General features: G+C 63.1%; 13 protein-coding genes, 1 tRNA gene and 3 pseudogenes. 11 read left to right on the top strand and 6 right to left on the bottom strand.

Features of this window, described 5'->3' with window-relative positions:
* The first annotated feature begins 136 nt into the window (after nt 1–136).
* The 10 genes from BpN12_RS18080 to BpN12_RS18035 all read left to right on the top strand — a co-directional run bounded on the left by BpN12_RS18080 (nt 137) and on the right by BpN12_RS18035 (nt 7,446).
* On the top strand, nt 137–883 hold the full coding sequence (locus tag BpN12_RS18080; protein WP_246796882.1) for an SDR family NAD(P)-dependent oxidoreductase: 747 nt from the start codon (nt 137–139) through the stop codon (nt 881–883).
* A gap of 111 nt (nt 884–994) precedes the next feature.
* Complete coding sequence (gene ybgC, locus BpN12_RS18075) at nt 995–1,474, top strand: tol-pal system-associated acyl-CoA thioesterase (RefSeq protein ID WP_246796880.1); 480 nt, start codon at nt 995–997, stop codon at nt 1,472–1,474.
* Between the two features lie 188 nt (nt 1,475–1,662).
* Nucleotides 1,663–2,340 (top strand): protein TolQ, encoded by a 678-nt coding sequence (gene tolQ, locus BpN12_RS18070; protein WP_042623971.1) that lies wholly within the window; start codon nt 1,663–1,665, stop codon nt 2,338–2,340.
* A gap of 10 nt (nt 2,341–2,350) precedes the next feature.
* Nucleotides 2,351–2,800 carry a protein TolR gene (gene tolR / locus BpN12_RS18065; protein ID WP_246796878.1) on the top strand — a complete coding sequence of 150 codons (450 nt, stop codon included), beginning with the start codon at nt 2,351–2,353 and terminating at the stop codon, nt 2,798–2,800.
* Nucleotides 2,797–3,840, top strand: coding sequence for a cell envelope integrity protein TolA (gene tolA / locus BpN12_RS18060; RefSeq protein ID WP_246796877.1), 1,044 nt, complete (start codon nt 2,797–2,799; stop codon nt 3,838–3,840). Before tolR ends, tolA begins: the two co-directional genes overlap by 4 nt.
* Nucleotides 3,841–3,937: 97 nt before the next feature.
* Nucleotides 3,938–5,239, top strand: a complete 1,302-nt coding sequence (tolB, locus tag BpN12_RS18055) for a Tol-Pal system beta propeller repeat protein TolB (protein WP_246796875.1) — start codon at nt 3,938–3,940, stop codon at nt 5,237–5,239.
* A gap of 17 nt (nt 5,240–5,256) precedes the next feature.
* On the top strand, nt 5,257–5,772 hold the full coding sequence (gene pal / locus BpN12_RS18050; RefSeq protein WP_246796874.1) for a peptidoglycan-associated lipoprotein Pal: 516 nt from the start codon (nt 5,257–5,259) through the stop codon (nt 5,770–5,772).
* A 19-nt stretch (nt 5,773–5,791) separates the two neighbouring features.
* On the top strand, nt 5,792–6,541 hold the full coding sequence (gene ybgF, locus BpN12_RS18045) for a tol-pal system protein YbgF (protein WP_198250197.1): 750 nt from the start codon (nt 5,792–5,794) through the stop codon (nt 6,539–6,541).
* Between the two features lie 90 nt (nt 6,542–6,631).
* Nucleotides 6,632–6,707: transfer RNA gene (locus BpN12_RS18040), tRNA-Lys, on the top strand.
* A 256-nt stretch (nt 6,708–6,963) separates the two neighbouring features.
* Complete coding sequence (locus tag BpN12_RS18035; RefSeq protein WP_246796873.1) at nt 6,964–7,446, top strand: DUF488 domain-containing protein; 483 nt, start codon at nt 6,964–6,966, stop codon at nt 7,444–7,446.
* Here BpN12_RS18035 and BpN12_RS18030 read toward each other — a convergent pair.
* The 4 genes and pseudogenes from BpN12_RS18030 to BpN12_RS18015 form a co-directional block, all read right to left on the bottom strand.
* Nucleotides 7,403–8,164, bottom strand: a complete 762-nt coding sequence (locus BpN12_RS18030) for a hypothetical protein (RefSeq protein ID WP_246796872.1) — start codon at nt 8,162–8,164, stop codon at nt 7,403–7,405. The genes BpN12_RS18035 and BpN12_RS18030 overlap by 44 nt on opposite strands.
* Nucleotides 8,165–8,406: 242 nt before the next feature.
* Nucleotides 8,407–8,535, bottom strand: a pseudogene (locus BpN12_RS18025) (integrase core domain-containing protein); the annotation flags it as partial.
* A 405-nt stretch (nt 8,536–8,940) separates the two neighbouring features.
* Complete coding sequence (locus tag BpN12_RS18020; protein WP_246796871.1) at nt 8,941–9,897, bottom strand: Imm72 family immunity protein; 957 nt, start codon at nt 9,895–9,897, stop codon at nt 8,941–8,943.
* Nucleotides 9,898–10,007: 110 nt separating this feature from the next.
* Nucleotides 10,008–10,283, bottom strand: a complete 276-nt coding sequence (locus BpN12_RS18015) for a hypothetical protein (protein WP_246796870.1) — start codon at nt 10,281–10,283, stop codon at nt 10,008–10,010.
* On the opposite strand from BpN12_RS18015, the pseudogene BpN12_RS18010 reads away from it, so the two are divergent.
* Nucleotides 10,277–10,777: pseudogene (locus BpN12_RS18010) on the top strand (DUF932 domain-containing protein); the annotation flags it as partial. The gene BpN12_RS18015 and the pseudogene BpN12_RS18010 overlap by 7 nt on opposite strands.
* Nucleotides 10,778–10,850: 73 nt before the next feature.
* On the opposite strand, the pseudogene BpN12_RS18005 reads toward BpN12_RS18010, so the two are convergent.
* Nucleotides 10,851–11,266: pseudogene (locus BpN12_RS18005) on the bottom strand (transposase); the annotation flags it as partial.
* A gap of 483 nt (nt 11,267–11,749) precedes the next feature.
* A complete protein-coding gene (locus BpN12_RS18000) occupies nt 11,750–13,450 on the bottom strand; it encodes a glycosyltransferase (RefSeq protein WP_246796869.1) in 1,701 nt (566 codons plus the stop codon).
* Nucleotides 13,451–13,489: the final 39 nt, after the last annotated feature.

Genomic DNA, 13,489 nt, shown 5'->3' with positions numbered 1-13,489 from the left:
CAATGCACCAAGGCGGCCCGAAAACCGCCTGCGCGTCGATGCCGGCATCACGCGGCGTCGCCTTGCCGCAACGCGGCAATGTCAGTAGGCTAACGCGTTCCCCATCGCCTCACCTCACCGACCAGGAGTAGCAGCAATGATCGTGTTCGTCACCGGCGCATCCGCAGGATTCGGCGCCGCCATCGCCAGGGCCTTCGTCAAGGGCGGCCATCGCGTCGTCGCCAGCGCGCGCCGCAAGGATCGTCTCGACGCGCTCGCCGCCGAACTGGGCGAGGCCCTGCTGCCCGTCGAGCTCGACGTGCGCGACCGCGCCGCCGTCGACGCCGTGCTGAAAGGCCTGCCCGCCGGGTTCGCCGACATCGACGTGCTCGTCAACAACGCCGGCCTCGCGCTCGGCGTGGAGCCGGCCCAGAAGGCCAGCCTCGACGAGTGGCAGACCATGATCGACACCAACTGCTCGGGCCTCGTCACCGTCACGCACACGCTGCTGCCCGGCATGATCGCGCGCGGCCGCGGCCACATCTTCAACCTCGGCTCGGTCGCCGGCACCTATCCCTACGCGGGCGGCAACGTCTACGGCGCGACCAAGGCATTCGTCCGACAATTCAGCCTGAACCTGCGCACCGACCTGCTCGGCACGCCGCTGCGCGTGACCGACATCGAGCCGGGCCTGTGCGGCGGCACCGAGTTCTCGAACGTGCGCTTCCGCGGCGACGACGCCAAGGCCTCGAACGTCTACGCCGACGTCCAGCCGCTCACGGCCGAGGACATCGCCGACACCATCTACTGGATCGCGACGCGCCCCGCCCACGTCAACATCAACACGGTCGAGATGATGCCTGTCGCCCAGGCACCGGCCGGCCTCGCCGTCCACCGCGGCTGAGCCCTTCCGGAAATCGCCCGGAGCCCGCTCCGGGCGGCCTTCGGGCGCCCTCGGGCCAGTCGTCGCACGCGCAACATTCGGTTACCAAACGGCGCGAAAGCTTCCGGTAGAATGCGCGCCATGAATCCGCCCAATCGACCGCCCGAAACGCCCGACGCCGCCTTTTCGTTCGACTGGCCGGTTCGCGTGTATTACGAGGACACCGATGCCGGCGGCATCGTCTTCTACGCGAACTATCTGAAGTATTTCGAGCGGGCCCGCACCGAATGGCTGCGGGCATGCGGCCTCGACCAGCGCCGGGTGGGCGCCGAGACGGGAGCGATGTTCGTGGTGCGCGACACCGCCGTCGACTACCGCGCCCCGGCCCGGCTCGACGACCTGCTGACGGTCAGGAGCCGGATCGAGCGCTTCGGCCGCGCCTCGCTGGTGTTCGTCCAGGAGGCCTGGCTCGACGGCGTGCTGCTCGCGTCCGGCCGCATCGGCATCGGCTGGGTCGATCGCGAAACCCTGCGCCCGACGGGCATTCCGCCGGTGGTGCGCACGGCGCTCGAACGGGGTCCGATGCGATGTCTGTCAACGGCCGACGCATGAGCGCCGTTTAGACAGAGCCGATGAACTTGCGACCCTGATTCGGGACCAACGAGAACACCGGGCCGGAGCCAGGCTCGGGCCGCCGGCGGGAACGCCGGCCGGCCACCAAGAACCGGATGCCGGACCCGTAGCGCGTCATGGCGACAAGGCGCGACGCGACGGCCAAGAAGCACGTTAACCACACACCTATGAACTCTGCACAAGACCTGTCGATCGTTTCTCTCGTCCTCAATGCGAGCGTGCTTGCCCAGGCCGTGATGGGGCTGCTTCTGCTGCTGTCGCTGATGTCCTGGACGTTCATCTTCCGCAAATGGTTCGCGCTGCGCCGCGCGCGCAAGCAGACCGAGCGCTTCGAGCGCGACTTCTGGTCCGGCGGCGACCTTCAGGCGCTGTACCAGAGCGCGGCGAACAACCGTCACACCATCGGCTCGCTCGAGCGGATCTTCGAATCGGGCATGCGCGAGTTTCTGAAAGCCAAGGAAAAGCGCATCTCGGACCCGTCGCTGATCCTCGACGGCGCCCGCCGCGCGATGCGCGCCGCGTTCCAGCGCGAGATGGACATGCTCGAGGCGAACCTCGCGTTCCTCGCCTCGGTCGGCTCGGTCAGCCCGTACATCGGCCTGTTCGGCACCGTGTGGGGGATCATGAATTCGTTCCGCGGCCTCGCCAACGTGCAGCAGGCCACGCTCGCCAACGTCGCGCCCGGCATCGCCGAAGCGCTGGTGGCCACCGCGATCGGCCTGTTCGCCGCGATCCCGGCCGTGGTCGCCTACAACCGCTACGCGCACGACATCGATCGCCTCGCGAGCCGCTTCGAGACCTTCGTCGAAGAGTTCTCGAACATCCTGCAACGTCAGGCGCAATAAGGAGCACGCGATGGCCGGCACTCCCCTTCGTTCCAGCATGCGCGGCGGCCGCTCGCGCCGCTCGATGGCCGACATCAACGTCGTGCCCTACATCGACGTGATGCTGGTGCTGCTCGTGATCTTCATGGTAACGGCGCCGCTCGTCGCGCCGTCGATCGTGAACCTGCCCACCGTCGGCAACGCATCGCCGCAGGAGCAGACCCCGCCCGTGGTCGTCAACATCCAGGCCAGCGGCAAGATGAGCGTGCGCTACAAGAGCGACGCCGGCGCGTCGCAGGAAGACACGATGACGAAGGCCGAGCTCGACGACTTCATCGCGTCGCGGCAGGCCGACCACTCCGACCAGCCGGTCGTGATCGCGGCCGACAAGACCGTCCAGTACGACGCGGTGATGACCGTGATGTCGGATCTGAAAGCGCGCGGCGTGAAGCGCGTGGGCCTCCTCGTCAAATCGCAATGAACCAACGCACCCGACGCTCCGCTTCCCCGCTGCAGCCGCCTCGCGAGCGCGGCACGGGGCGGGCGTTCGCGCTCGCGGCGCTGATCCACGTGCTGCTCGCGCTGTTCCTCTATCACGGCATGCAGTGGCAGAACAGCACGCCGGCCGGCGCGGAAGCCGAACTGTGGAGCGAGGTGCCGGATTCGCCGACGCCGCGCCCCGCTCCGCCGCCCCCGCCGGCGCAGGTCGCCCCCGCGCCGCCGCCCGCCCGGGACGACGAAGCCGAGATCGCGCTGCAGCAGAAGCGCCGCCAGCAGCAGGAAGCGGCCGCGCGCGAGGCGCAGCTCGCCGAGCAGCGCCGCGAGCAGGAAAAGGCGCAGCAGGAGGCCGAGGCCAGGCGCGCGGCGCTGGCCGCGCAGCAGCTCGCCCAGCAACAGGCGGCCGAGAAGCAGCGGCAGGCCGACAAGCTGCGCCAGCAGCAGCTTGCCGACCAGCAGAAGAAACTCGAACAACAGAAGCTCGAGCAGCAGCGCAAGCAGGCGCAAGCCCAGGCGCAGGCGGATGCCGAGAAGAAGGAACAGGCCGAGAAAGCCGCAGCGGCCAAGGCCGAAGCCGCGGCGAAGGCCAAGGCGGAAGCGGCCGCAAAGGCGAAGGCCGACGCGACGTCCAAGGCGAAGCTCGACAAGGAGCGCCAGGCGCGCCTCGCGCAGCTGCAGGGCCAGGTGGGTGGCGGCCAGGGCGGCGGTGAAGGGCTCGCCAGGAGCGGCACCGGCACCGGCTCGGGCGGCAACGCCGCGTCGCCGGGCTACGCCGACAAGGTGAAGCGCCGCGTCAAGCCGAACATCATCTGGAACGGCGATCGCAGCGGGCTCGAAACGCGCGTGCAGGTGCGCTGTTCGCCGACCGGCGACGTGCTGGGCGTCACGGTGACGCGACCGAGCGGCAATGCCGCCTGGGACGACGCCGTCGTCAACGCCGTGCGGGCCAGCACGCCGTTGCCGCCCGATGTTAACGGAAGCACCCCTTCGAACATTACGATTACGTTCCGGGCCGCCGAATGACGCGCAATGCGCTTACACTCGCCGGTCGCCGCAAGGAACGAATCGGGTATTGTTGAGTCTCTGTGCGGATGCGCAGCTACATAAGGGAATCGGAAGCATGAGTTTGATGACGAAGCTGGGTTTCAGGTCACTCGTGGCCTCGTGTCTGATTGCGGCGGGCAGTGCCGCGAACGCGCAGGTCAACGTCCTCATCACGGGCGTCGGATCCACGCAGTTCCCGATCGCGACCGCGAATTTCGTCAACGAAGCGGGCCTGCCGCAATCGGTGACGTCCGTGGTGCGCTCGGATCTCGCACGCACTGGCAAGTTCTCGAACGTCGATGCGGGCAGCACGCCGGTTCCCGAATCGGCGCCCGTCGACTACGGCGCCTGGAAGGCCAAGGGCGCCAACGCGCTGGTGGCCGGCACCGTGAACCGCGACGCGAACGGCCAGGTGAAGGTCGACTTCATGCTGTTCGACACGGTCAAGCAGCAGAGCCTGGGCGGCCTGTCGCTGACGGCCACGGGCGACGCCGAGGGCATGCGCAAGACCGGCCACAAGATCGCGGACTACATCTACCAGAAGCTGCTCGGCGTGCGCGGCGTGTTCAGCACGCGGCTGTCCTACGTGACGCGCTCGGGCGGCAAGTATCGTCTGCTGATTTCCGATTCGGACGGCGAAAACGCGGTGCCGGCACTGACCAGTTCCGAGCCGATCATCTCGCCCGCGTGGTCGCCGAGCGGCACGAAGGTTGCTTACGTGTCGTTCGAACTGCGCAAGCCGGTGGTCTACATTCACGACCTGCCGACCGGCCGCCGCTATGTGATTTCGAACCAGAAGGGCAACAACAGCGCACCGGCGTGGTCGCCGGACGGCCAGAATCTGGCCGTCGCGCTGTCGCTGACCGGCAACACGCAAATCTATTCGGTCAGCTCGACGGGTACCGGCCTGCGCCGGCTCACCCAGAGCAGCTCGATCGATACCGAACCGTTTTATTCTCCTGATGGCCGGTGGATCTATTTCACCAGCGATCGTGGTGGTCAACCGCAGATCTACCGGATGCCCGCGCAGGGCGAGAGTGCCGGCGCCGCGCAGCGCGTGACGTTCAACGGCAGCTACAACACGAGCCCGCGCGTGAGCCCCGACGGCAAGCTGCTCGCGTACATCTCGCGCACCGGTGGCGGCTTCAAGCTGTATGTCCAGGATCTGCAGACCGGCGCCGCCAACGCGGTGACCAACACCACGCATGACGAGTCGCCGAGTTTCGCGGCAAACGGTCAGTACATCCTGTACGCGACCCAAGCCGGTGGCCGCAGCGTTCTTGCTGCCGTTCCCTCGGACGGCAGTTCGCCGCCGCAGATTCTGCCCGTCCAGGGCGGTTCGTTCCGCGAGCCGTCGTGGGGGCCATTCATGCAATGACCAACAGGAGATTCACCATGATGACCAATAAAGCTCGCCTGGCACTCGCCGTAATGATGATCAGCGCGCTGGCCGCGTGTAAGTCGGGCGTCAAGCTCGACGACAAGGCCAACCAGCAAGGCAACGCGATCAGCACGCAGCCGAACCCGAACGACGTCGCGCAAGTGAACGTCGATCCGCTGAACGACCCGAACAGCCCGCTCGCGAAGCGCAGCGTGTACTTCGACTTCGACAGCTACTCGGTGTCGGACCAGTACCAGCCGCTGCTGCAACAGCACTCGCAATACCTGAAGAGCCACCCGGCGCGTCACATCCTGATCCAGGGCAACACCGACGAGCGCGGCACGAGCGAGTACAACCTCGCGCTGGGCCAGAAGCGTGCGGAAGCGGTTCGCCGCGGCCTGTCGCTGCTGGGCGTGCCGGATTCGCAGATGGAGTCGGTCAGCCTGGGCAAGGAAAAGCCGCAAGCGACCGGCCACGACGAAGCCTCGTGGGCGCAGAACCGCCGCGCGGACATCGTCTACCAACAGTAAGTAACGGAAGAAACTCCGCATGACGCACCGCTTCCCTTGGCTGCGTGCAGCCGCCGCGGCCTGCGTCGCCGGTGTCGCGCTCGGCGCGGCGCCGGCGCACGCCGGCATGTTCGATGACGACGAGGCTCGCCGCGCCGTGCTCGACCTGCGCACGCGCACCGACAGCCTGACGAACCAGCTCTCCGCCGCGCAACGGACGATCCTCGATCAGTCCGGGCGTCTCGACCAGCTCAACCAGCAGGTCGCGACGCTGCGCGGCCAGAACGAGGACCTGACGAACCGCCTGACGACGCTCGAGCGCCAGCAGCGCGACGCCTACACCGATCTCGATACGCGGCTCAAGAAGTTCGAGCCGCAGCAGACCACGGTGGACGGCGTCGAGGGCACCGTCCAGCCCGGGGAAACGGACGCGTTCAACGCGGCGTCGCAGCAGTTCCGTGGCGGCGATTTCAAGGGCGCGGCCGCTTCGTTCCGCGCCTTCATCGCGAAGTATCCGCAGAGCCCGTATCAGCCGGTCGCGCAATACTGGCTCGGCAACGCGCAGTACGCGCTGCGTGACTACAAGGGTTCGACGGCCACCTGGCAGGCGCTCGTGAAGGCCTACCCGCAGCATCCGCGCGCCGGCGATGCGCTGGTGGCGATCGGCACCAACCAACTCGAGCAGGGGCAGAAGGCGGCAGCCAAGCACACCTTCGAACAGGTCCTCTCGCAGTTCCAGGGTTCGAGTGCCGCGCAGGCGGCCCAGGCGAAGATCGATTCGATCAAGTGAGCGGGTGAACGGTGAGCGGGGCTGTCGGGTGATTGATGCCTGGCTATGCTTGACGGGTCCGCAAAACGTTCGCTATAATCTTGCCTCTTTGGGTCGTTAGCTCAGCTGGTAGAGCAGCGGACTTTTAATCCGTTGGTCACAGGTTCGAATCCCGTACGGCCTACCAAGAAAATCAAAGGGTTACAGTGCCGAGGCACTGTAACCCTTTTCATTTTATACGCCGTGTAGGCATCATGTAGGTATTTTCGGGCTGTATCAATCAACATAGATCCATATCGCAAGGCAAAGCGCGACGCGCGAAAGAGTCGCGTTGCCTTCGGTTGCCGGAAGCAAGGGCGACTTACGGCGGGCCGGCAACCACGAATACCGGATCTCGCCCAAGACGGTATTCTTACTATACCGCCTGTCGACGGAGCGCATTGATGACTGTTTTCACCATTGGCTACGAAGGGCTGGACATCGACGCTTTTCTATCACTACTCTCCGAGCATGACATCGAGACTGTCGTGGACATCCGTGAACTTCCCCTCTCACGCAAGCCCGGCTTCTCAAAGAAGGCGCTGGCCAACGCGCTGAATCTTTCCGGCCTCGAGTATGTTCACTTGGTGGACCTCGGCTGTCCGCGGCCGGTACGTGACCGCTACCGGGAAGATGGCGACTGGAAGAGATACACTGCCGGCTTCCTCAAGTACCTTAAGACACAGAAGGCAGCTATCGCAGACCTGTCCGATATGGTGAATTCGTCGAACTGCGCCTTGCTCTGCTACGAGGCCGACTTCAACTTTTGCCACCGCTCGATGGTCGCTAATGCCGTGCGGGAGCATTGCGGTGCAGACGTCGAACACATCTCGGCCGCCAAGGCTAGAACAGCGAGCCTTGCCAGTCGTCAACTGGCTTGCGCTTAGGCGGGTAGATCAAACTGATGATCAGCCATTGATCTTGGAACCGATGCTGGTTGCCCATCAAGAACATCAACTCCTTACTGCCCAGATCTTCTTCCAGCTTGGCGCGGAACGGCTTCTCCCAGTTGGGACCGTAATTTTCTTGGCACTTCCAGAATAGCGCACCGGCCTCCCAGTCGACGATCTTGTGCTTATGCTCCTGCTCACCGTCTGGTGTATCGCAGACGTATCGGTAGTGGAAGTCAAATGGCACTTTGCGAAGCTGCTTCACCTGCTTGCGTTCTTCCACCTCGGAAAACAGATTGCCTTGCATCTGCTCCTGTAGGAGCTTCTCCCGCTCCTCGTCAGTCCAGTCCGGGGTGCGGGCCTTGGCGATGTCCAGCCCGACTAACCGCTTCGGGCGCAGAAGTGCGAGCGACAGCCCGTCAGCGAGCCTCGCCACATCGATGGCATCGAAGCTGTCGAATGCAGGCATCCTGTCCAGCCAATCGCGACGTAACGACCACTCATTTCTGGTGTCTATCACGTCGCCACAGCTGACCGTGTCGACATAAACCTTGTGGCTCTCGGGCCGATGATCTTTGGAGGCCTTCTCAACGCGCACGTCGACCCACTGCCACTTTCTGAACTGCTGCCCGTCCTCGATCATCCGGAATGGTACCGGGAAGAGACGCCGCATCGCGCCGCTCTGCGCGATGCCCGCGACGCAGGAGGTCTCCACGTGTTTCGCGCTAGGCGAAGGGTAAGTTTTCGCTAGAATCAAGATGCGTTCGACTCTACTCAGTGCCATTGCTTCCCCTCTCTCTTCTCGTTGTGCAATACGCCTGCGTAGCAGCAAAAACCATCATCCGCCATGTAGCATCTGCTGATCCCAGTACTACAGCACGCCTTACCGAACACCCATTCCGCGTCGCACGGCAAGTACCTTGGAGTTGCCCCCGTAACACCGGACACGGAACCCACTTAGGTTGCTGAATCCGTTGCGCGTCGAAACTCGCGAGGCGAGCGGTACTTCAACGCACTATGGGGATGCTGCTCGTTGTAATGCTCGAATGCGATGGCCAGATTCCTTGCCGCAGTGCGAACGTCCGGCTAAGCAGCAAACCCAATTTTGGGGTTCTTGGTATCCTGCGTTTGTTAATCGACTTCGCGCCGATGAAGTCACCCTCACATTCGTCACATCGCCCCTCCAACTCGCCACGCTTCTCGAATTCTTCGCACCACGTCTTGAGAGAATTCTTCGCCGGGTAACCCAACTGACGGATTGTCGCTTGATGCGCTTCCCGAGTTTCAGGTACAGCTCGATCGCACGAACGCAGTCTTCGGATGAATACATGGACTACCTCCAAAGTAGCCCGAGATTTTGTCCGCATCCGCGGTGGGTTAAGACTGCGTGAAAATCAACAGATGGGCGCTTTCCTTGAGTCGCGCTCACTATATGGACCGCTTTCGATCTGAGGTGCGCGCTCAATCGCGCGCCGAGCGCGAGAGATAGGCCTACGGTTGCGGATCCGCATAGTGCCAAATGACCATGCCCCATGAGGTGCGCTGAGGACCTGGCATCGGCTCTCCCGCTTCGACATAAACCGACTCCGTCACAGCCGGACTTTGCCAACGACCAGTACGCGGACACGTTTCCCCGGGCAAGGCTCGCAGACTCGTCTGCGCGACGGATTGGGGGAAGTAGGTCGACTCTTCCTCAGGGATGCTACCGTCCCGATAGCGGGTATCTTCCCATAGCAAGCGCCAGCGTACGTCGTACTCGTCGTTCGTGCCTTCCAATAAATACGTGTGGGCGACGCTACCCTTGAGGAAGTAATTCGGGCAGCCAACCTTGCCAGCCGGAAACCATGGCTCCCAGATTCCCTCGATGGGGATTTCCTCGCCGCTCGCGACTTCTCCAACCCGGGATTCGTTCTTGGGAGGGCATGCGGGAAGATCCGCCGGATACTTACGCCCCGGCGGCCAATACTTCCAAGCTGGAAGCGGTACGTCCTGAAACAGGGATTCATAGGTCCAATACTCGAACACGCGAGTTCCGGTATCCGTGTCTGTTTCATAGGCCATCAGCCCTTCAAAACCAAATGCGATCGAGCAATCCAGTGCGTAGCACATCAATTGCTGGATCCAGACACCGTGTACCAACCCCGTGGCAAATTCTGGGTCGCTGTAGGTGTTGTTCTTCAAGCCCAAGGCTAGAAAAAACGGATCGTATTTTCTGCCAACTTCATCTGCAGTTCGCCCAAACAAGACATCGCTGACTTCCGCGCTCCCGGCAATCAACGCGCCGTAGGCCGATTGTTTGTCCAAGCCTCGGCGCAAAGTATCAATACCTTGATCCATCTGCACCAACGCGCCGAGAAAATCATATGTGTAAGCTTTCTCGAGTTCATCCTGATTTGGGCTCGGCGAGTCCATCCGTTTGGCGTAGGCGTCGAGAAAATTCCGATACAACTGGACGGCGTGCTCCAGGTAGGTGAGGCTCGTCTACTTCTTGATCAGATAGAACGCCTTGGCGCGCGCGTCCTGCTCTTGTGTCTCGGTCATCGTTAACGTGTTCAGCATCATTGCGCTCGTCCATCCATTGATTGTTTGCCCGTGACGGCGGAAGCGCGACGGGCGTAGCCCTCTTGCCTGATCTTGGCCGATCGCTCGCGCTCTTCCAGCATCAGCGCGTGGGCCTCGGCCTCACCGGGCAGCGTGACGTCATTCCAGTTCGTTTTACGAGCCTTGAGCAAGCCGGCCGCCAATTGCTTCTCTATCCATTCTTTTACGGGCGCGTTGTGCGAGTGACTGAAATCCACGAAATACTGGAGATCACCGCCAACCAGCAACCGCACAATTCACTTCCGTTCGTGTGGTATGCAACAACACGCTCTCGATTGCGCTCAGCGACAGCTTGGGGGCGATCAAAGTGCCACACCGCTCGCAGTTCGACGCGCAGGCCGTGAAGCGTCGGTTCGGCATCGCGATTTCTAGCTGGGATGGCTTTATGGCTCGCATGAAAGCCTTGTCCGACTGCAAGGTCAACGAGACCGCTGCCGAAACCTTCTTCCGTCGTGTGCTGACTTATCAGGTCGGCTCGGGCCAGCTTATGCCGGCCGCCAATGAGTCCGCGATCAAGGCCGTGCAAGCGCTCTATACCGGCAAGGGCCTGGGCGCGACGCTCGTCTCTGCATCCGGCACAGCATGGCTGGTGGACGCAATTACTGAATTTGCCGATCACCACCGTCGTGCGCGCAGCGATGATCACCGGCGCGACGCCGCGTGGTTCGGTACGGGGGCCACGATCAAGCAGAAAGCTTGGGACGAGGCCCTGCGATTGGTGGCATGACGCGGCGAATATCCGAAATTGCCATGCTTCCCCACGAGGTAGACGCTATCGCCCATCTGCGTTCGCGCGGTTAACCGCGCGCATGTGCCGCCTCAACCGTCTCGTTGAACAGTCCCACGATGACGTCGTGCTCGATCAGTCGGTCCCGGTTCTTGCTGAAGGTCGAGTGGTCCCACACCGCATCATCCATCGCAAGACCGACAAACCAGCGAAACAGCATGTTGTAGGAGATTTGCTCCACCAACATGCGTTCGCTTCGAATCGAATACAACACCTGCAACAGCAACGCGCGAATCAGCTTCTCCGGGGCGATGCTCGGACGGCGCCCTTCGCGTCGCTCTCGTACATGCGTGCGAACAACGGGTCCATACGCTTGAGCGCGTCGTTCAGCCAGAGGCGAATTGGGCGCAAGGGATGGCTGGCTGGCACGAATTCATCCAGCTTCGTCATTGTGAACATCGCCTCGGTGTAGCCGTCCGCTCCGCGCATCGTTTCGGTCTCAGTGTTGTCCGGTCCCTTGTTTCAACGCTTACCGCTCCCGCTCCGATGACGGCGGCGGGAGCTATTTCAACAGCCTGCTAGGGAAATCAGTCTGCATGAGTCAACAACAGAATCCGCAGAATATCGCCAAACCCCTTACCCACAAAGGATCACGAGCGCCCACACGGATATTAATCCACGTGAAGGAATGCGATGTCGCTCGGACTTTTAATCCGTTGGTCACAGGTTCGAATCCCGGACGGCCTACCAAAGCGTTAAGCAGAAAGCCCGGTCGAAAGACCGGGCTTTCTGCTTTTCGGCCAAGCGGTGAACTCTGGCGGCAAACACCCGTAGTCGGAATCGGCCCGGGGTCTTTTGTCTTGCCATCGCCCGCTCCTCCCACCGAACCTGTCGCCCCCACTCGGCCGGCATCGGATCTCGTCCCGCGGCACCTTCTCCTGTTTCAATCACCCGCCGATCCGGGATCGTCCGCTACAAGGAAACCGCCGGACACCCGGCGGGCGGCACCTGCCCGCCTCCCGCCGTGCTCGACAACGCCTTCCGCAACGCCTCGGCAGCGTCGAGCAGCGCTGCGCCATCGCCGAGCGGCACCACACGGCCGAACGCGTACTGTTTCAAGCGCTCGGCGGGCGCGCCGAGATCAAAGCAGACGATGGGCAGATTGAGGCTCATCACTTCCGCCACCACATATGAAAATGTCTCAGGCCAAATCGACGTGAATGCGATGACGTTGATTCGGTGCCTGGCGATCAGCTCCGGCAGTTCGTCACGCTGGTACGAGCCTGTAATGGTCACGAGACGCGATCGATTCAGGCCGTCGATCGCGCCGAGCACGGTAATGTGCGCATCGGCACCGCGCGCTTCGATGGCCTGTGCCATCTGCCGGACGACGTGCGCGCCCTTGTGCCCGTTGATGCGTCCGACGATGCCGATGTTCAGTGGCGCCTGCAGATCGACGCCTATCGACCGCGCGGGAAAATCGGCGATGCTGTGGGGACGCAGCTTCAGGCCAGCATGTCGCGCCAGTTGCGGATACGTGCGAATCACCAGGGCCAGGCTGGCCTGCGAAAAATAGATGATCTCGTCCGTGGCTGACAGGAACGCATCCCAGCGGCGGCGCCACAGATGAATGTCGCGCTCGGAAAACAGCGAGGTCAGGCCGTCATGAATGTTAGGCAGGCAGGCCGCGCATTGCCCGATGTCGCCCAGTCCGCAATATCGTCCATCGCATCCGAGCAGGAAATGCGACGGGCAGATGCAATGATAGTCGTGCAGATAATAGGTCACCGGCACGGCCTGGTGACGCGCAAGCAGCGTGATCGCATCCAGCAGCACCAGCGGGCGTGTAAATGACACGGCGTTGTTCCAGTGTACGCGCTCGAGCCCGAGTGTCGGCAGGGCCCGCAGCAACGCGTCGATATCCACGACGAGCCGCTCCGACGCGTCGCGCCGGCGGCACTCCAGCACGTATTGCAGCGTCGGCACATGGAACGTCAGGACAAAGACCACGCCCCTCGCCGCCAGTTGCTCCTTCACGAGCGTATGCCGCACGTGGTTGGCCCCGCCGCCGAGGTCGTGGTCGATGAACAGCTGCACGGACTTCGCAGCGGCGGCCAGGCGGCGCACATGGCCGATGCTGTCCGTAACCTGCTTCGGCTTGCCGCGCAGATAGCGGCGTGCCGTCGATATCAGGTCGACGAAACGTCCCGACAGGATGAACCGCCATGCGCGTGCGGCCAGATAGCCATACACCGCGGCGCGCTTCGGCCCGCCCTCCTCTGCCGCGTCGTACCGGGACGGCACAATCGTGCTGTTGGTCGGCAGCACGGCACACTCGCCGTCATCGAGCTGCGCTTCCAGCGACAGTGCGACGACGTCGGTGCGCTGCGCCTGGCCGAAATAGTAGTAACCGCAGCTCGCGGCACGCGGATTGTCCCGGATCGCACGCTCGACGTCGGGACGTTCTATGCCATAGACGAGTTCGAACGCCTGCTGCGATCCGTCGTTGAACCTGAGCGCGGCCCGCAGTGCAACCACGGCCCGCGTGTCATGCACCACCCAGCCGAAAATGAGCAGCGCGCCGTCCTCGTTGATGGCCGAACAGTCGACGGACCAACGAAACCGGATCAGGTTCATCTCAGTGGAAACTGTGCTGCCGAGTGATGGAAGCATGCTCCTTCTCGCTATCAGACACGTCGCGTCGCTTGCCGC

Origin of the sequence: Burkholderia perseverans (genome assembly GCF_022870505.1) — a bacterium.
GTDB classification, from domain to species: Bacteria; Pseudomonadota; Gammaproteobacteria; order Burkholderiales; family Burkholderiaceae; genus Burkholderia; species Burkholderia plantarii.
The sequence above is the reverse complement of the archived record's forward strand: the minus strand, read 5'-3'. Positions and strand labels throughout refer to the sequence as shown.

Coding starts and splice junctions, on each gene's coding strand:
- BpN12_RS18080 (WP_246796882.1), top strand. CDS start 137: ATGATCGTGTTCGTCACCGGCGCATCCGCAGGATTCGGCGCCGCCATC.
- ybgC (WP_246796880.1), top strand. CDS start 995: ATGCGCGCCATGAATCCGCCCAATCGACCGCCCGAAACGCCCGACGCC.
- tolQ (WP_042623971.1), top strand. CDS start 1,663: ATGAACTCTGCACAAGACCTGTCGATCGTTTCTCTCGTCCTCAATGCG.
- tolR (WP_246796878.1), top strand. CDS start 2,351: ATGGCCGGCACTCCCCTTCGTTCCAGCATGCGCGGCGGCCGCTCGCGC.
- tolA (WP_246796877.1), top strand. CDS start 2,797: ATGAACCAACGCACCCGACGCTCCGCTTCCCCGCTGCAGCCGCCTCGC.
- tolB (WP_246796875.1), top strand. CDS start 3,938: ATGAGTTTGATGACGAAGCTGGGTTTCAGGTCACTCGTGGCCTCGTGT.
- pal (WP_246796874.1), top strand. CDS start 5,257: ATGATGACCAATAAAGCTCGCCTGGCACTCGCCGTAATGATGATCAGC.
- ybgF (WP_198250197.1), top strand. CDS start 5,792: ATGACGCACCGCTTCCCTTGGCTGCGTGCAGCCGCCGCGGCCTGCGTC.
- BpN12_RS18035 (WP_246796873.1), top strand. CDS start 6,964: ATGACTGTTTTCACCATTGGCTACGAAGGGCTGGACATCGACGCTTTT.
- BpN12_RS18000 (WP_246796869.1), bottom strand. CDS start 13,450: ATGCTTCCATCACTCGGCAGCACAGTTTCCACTGAGATGAACCTGATC.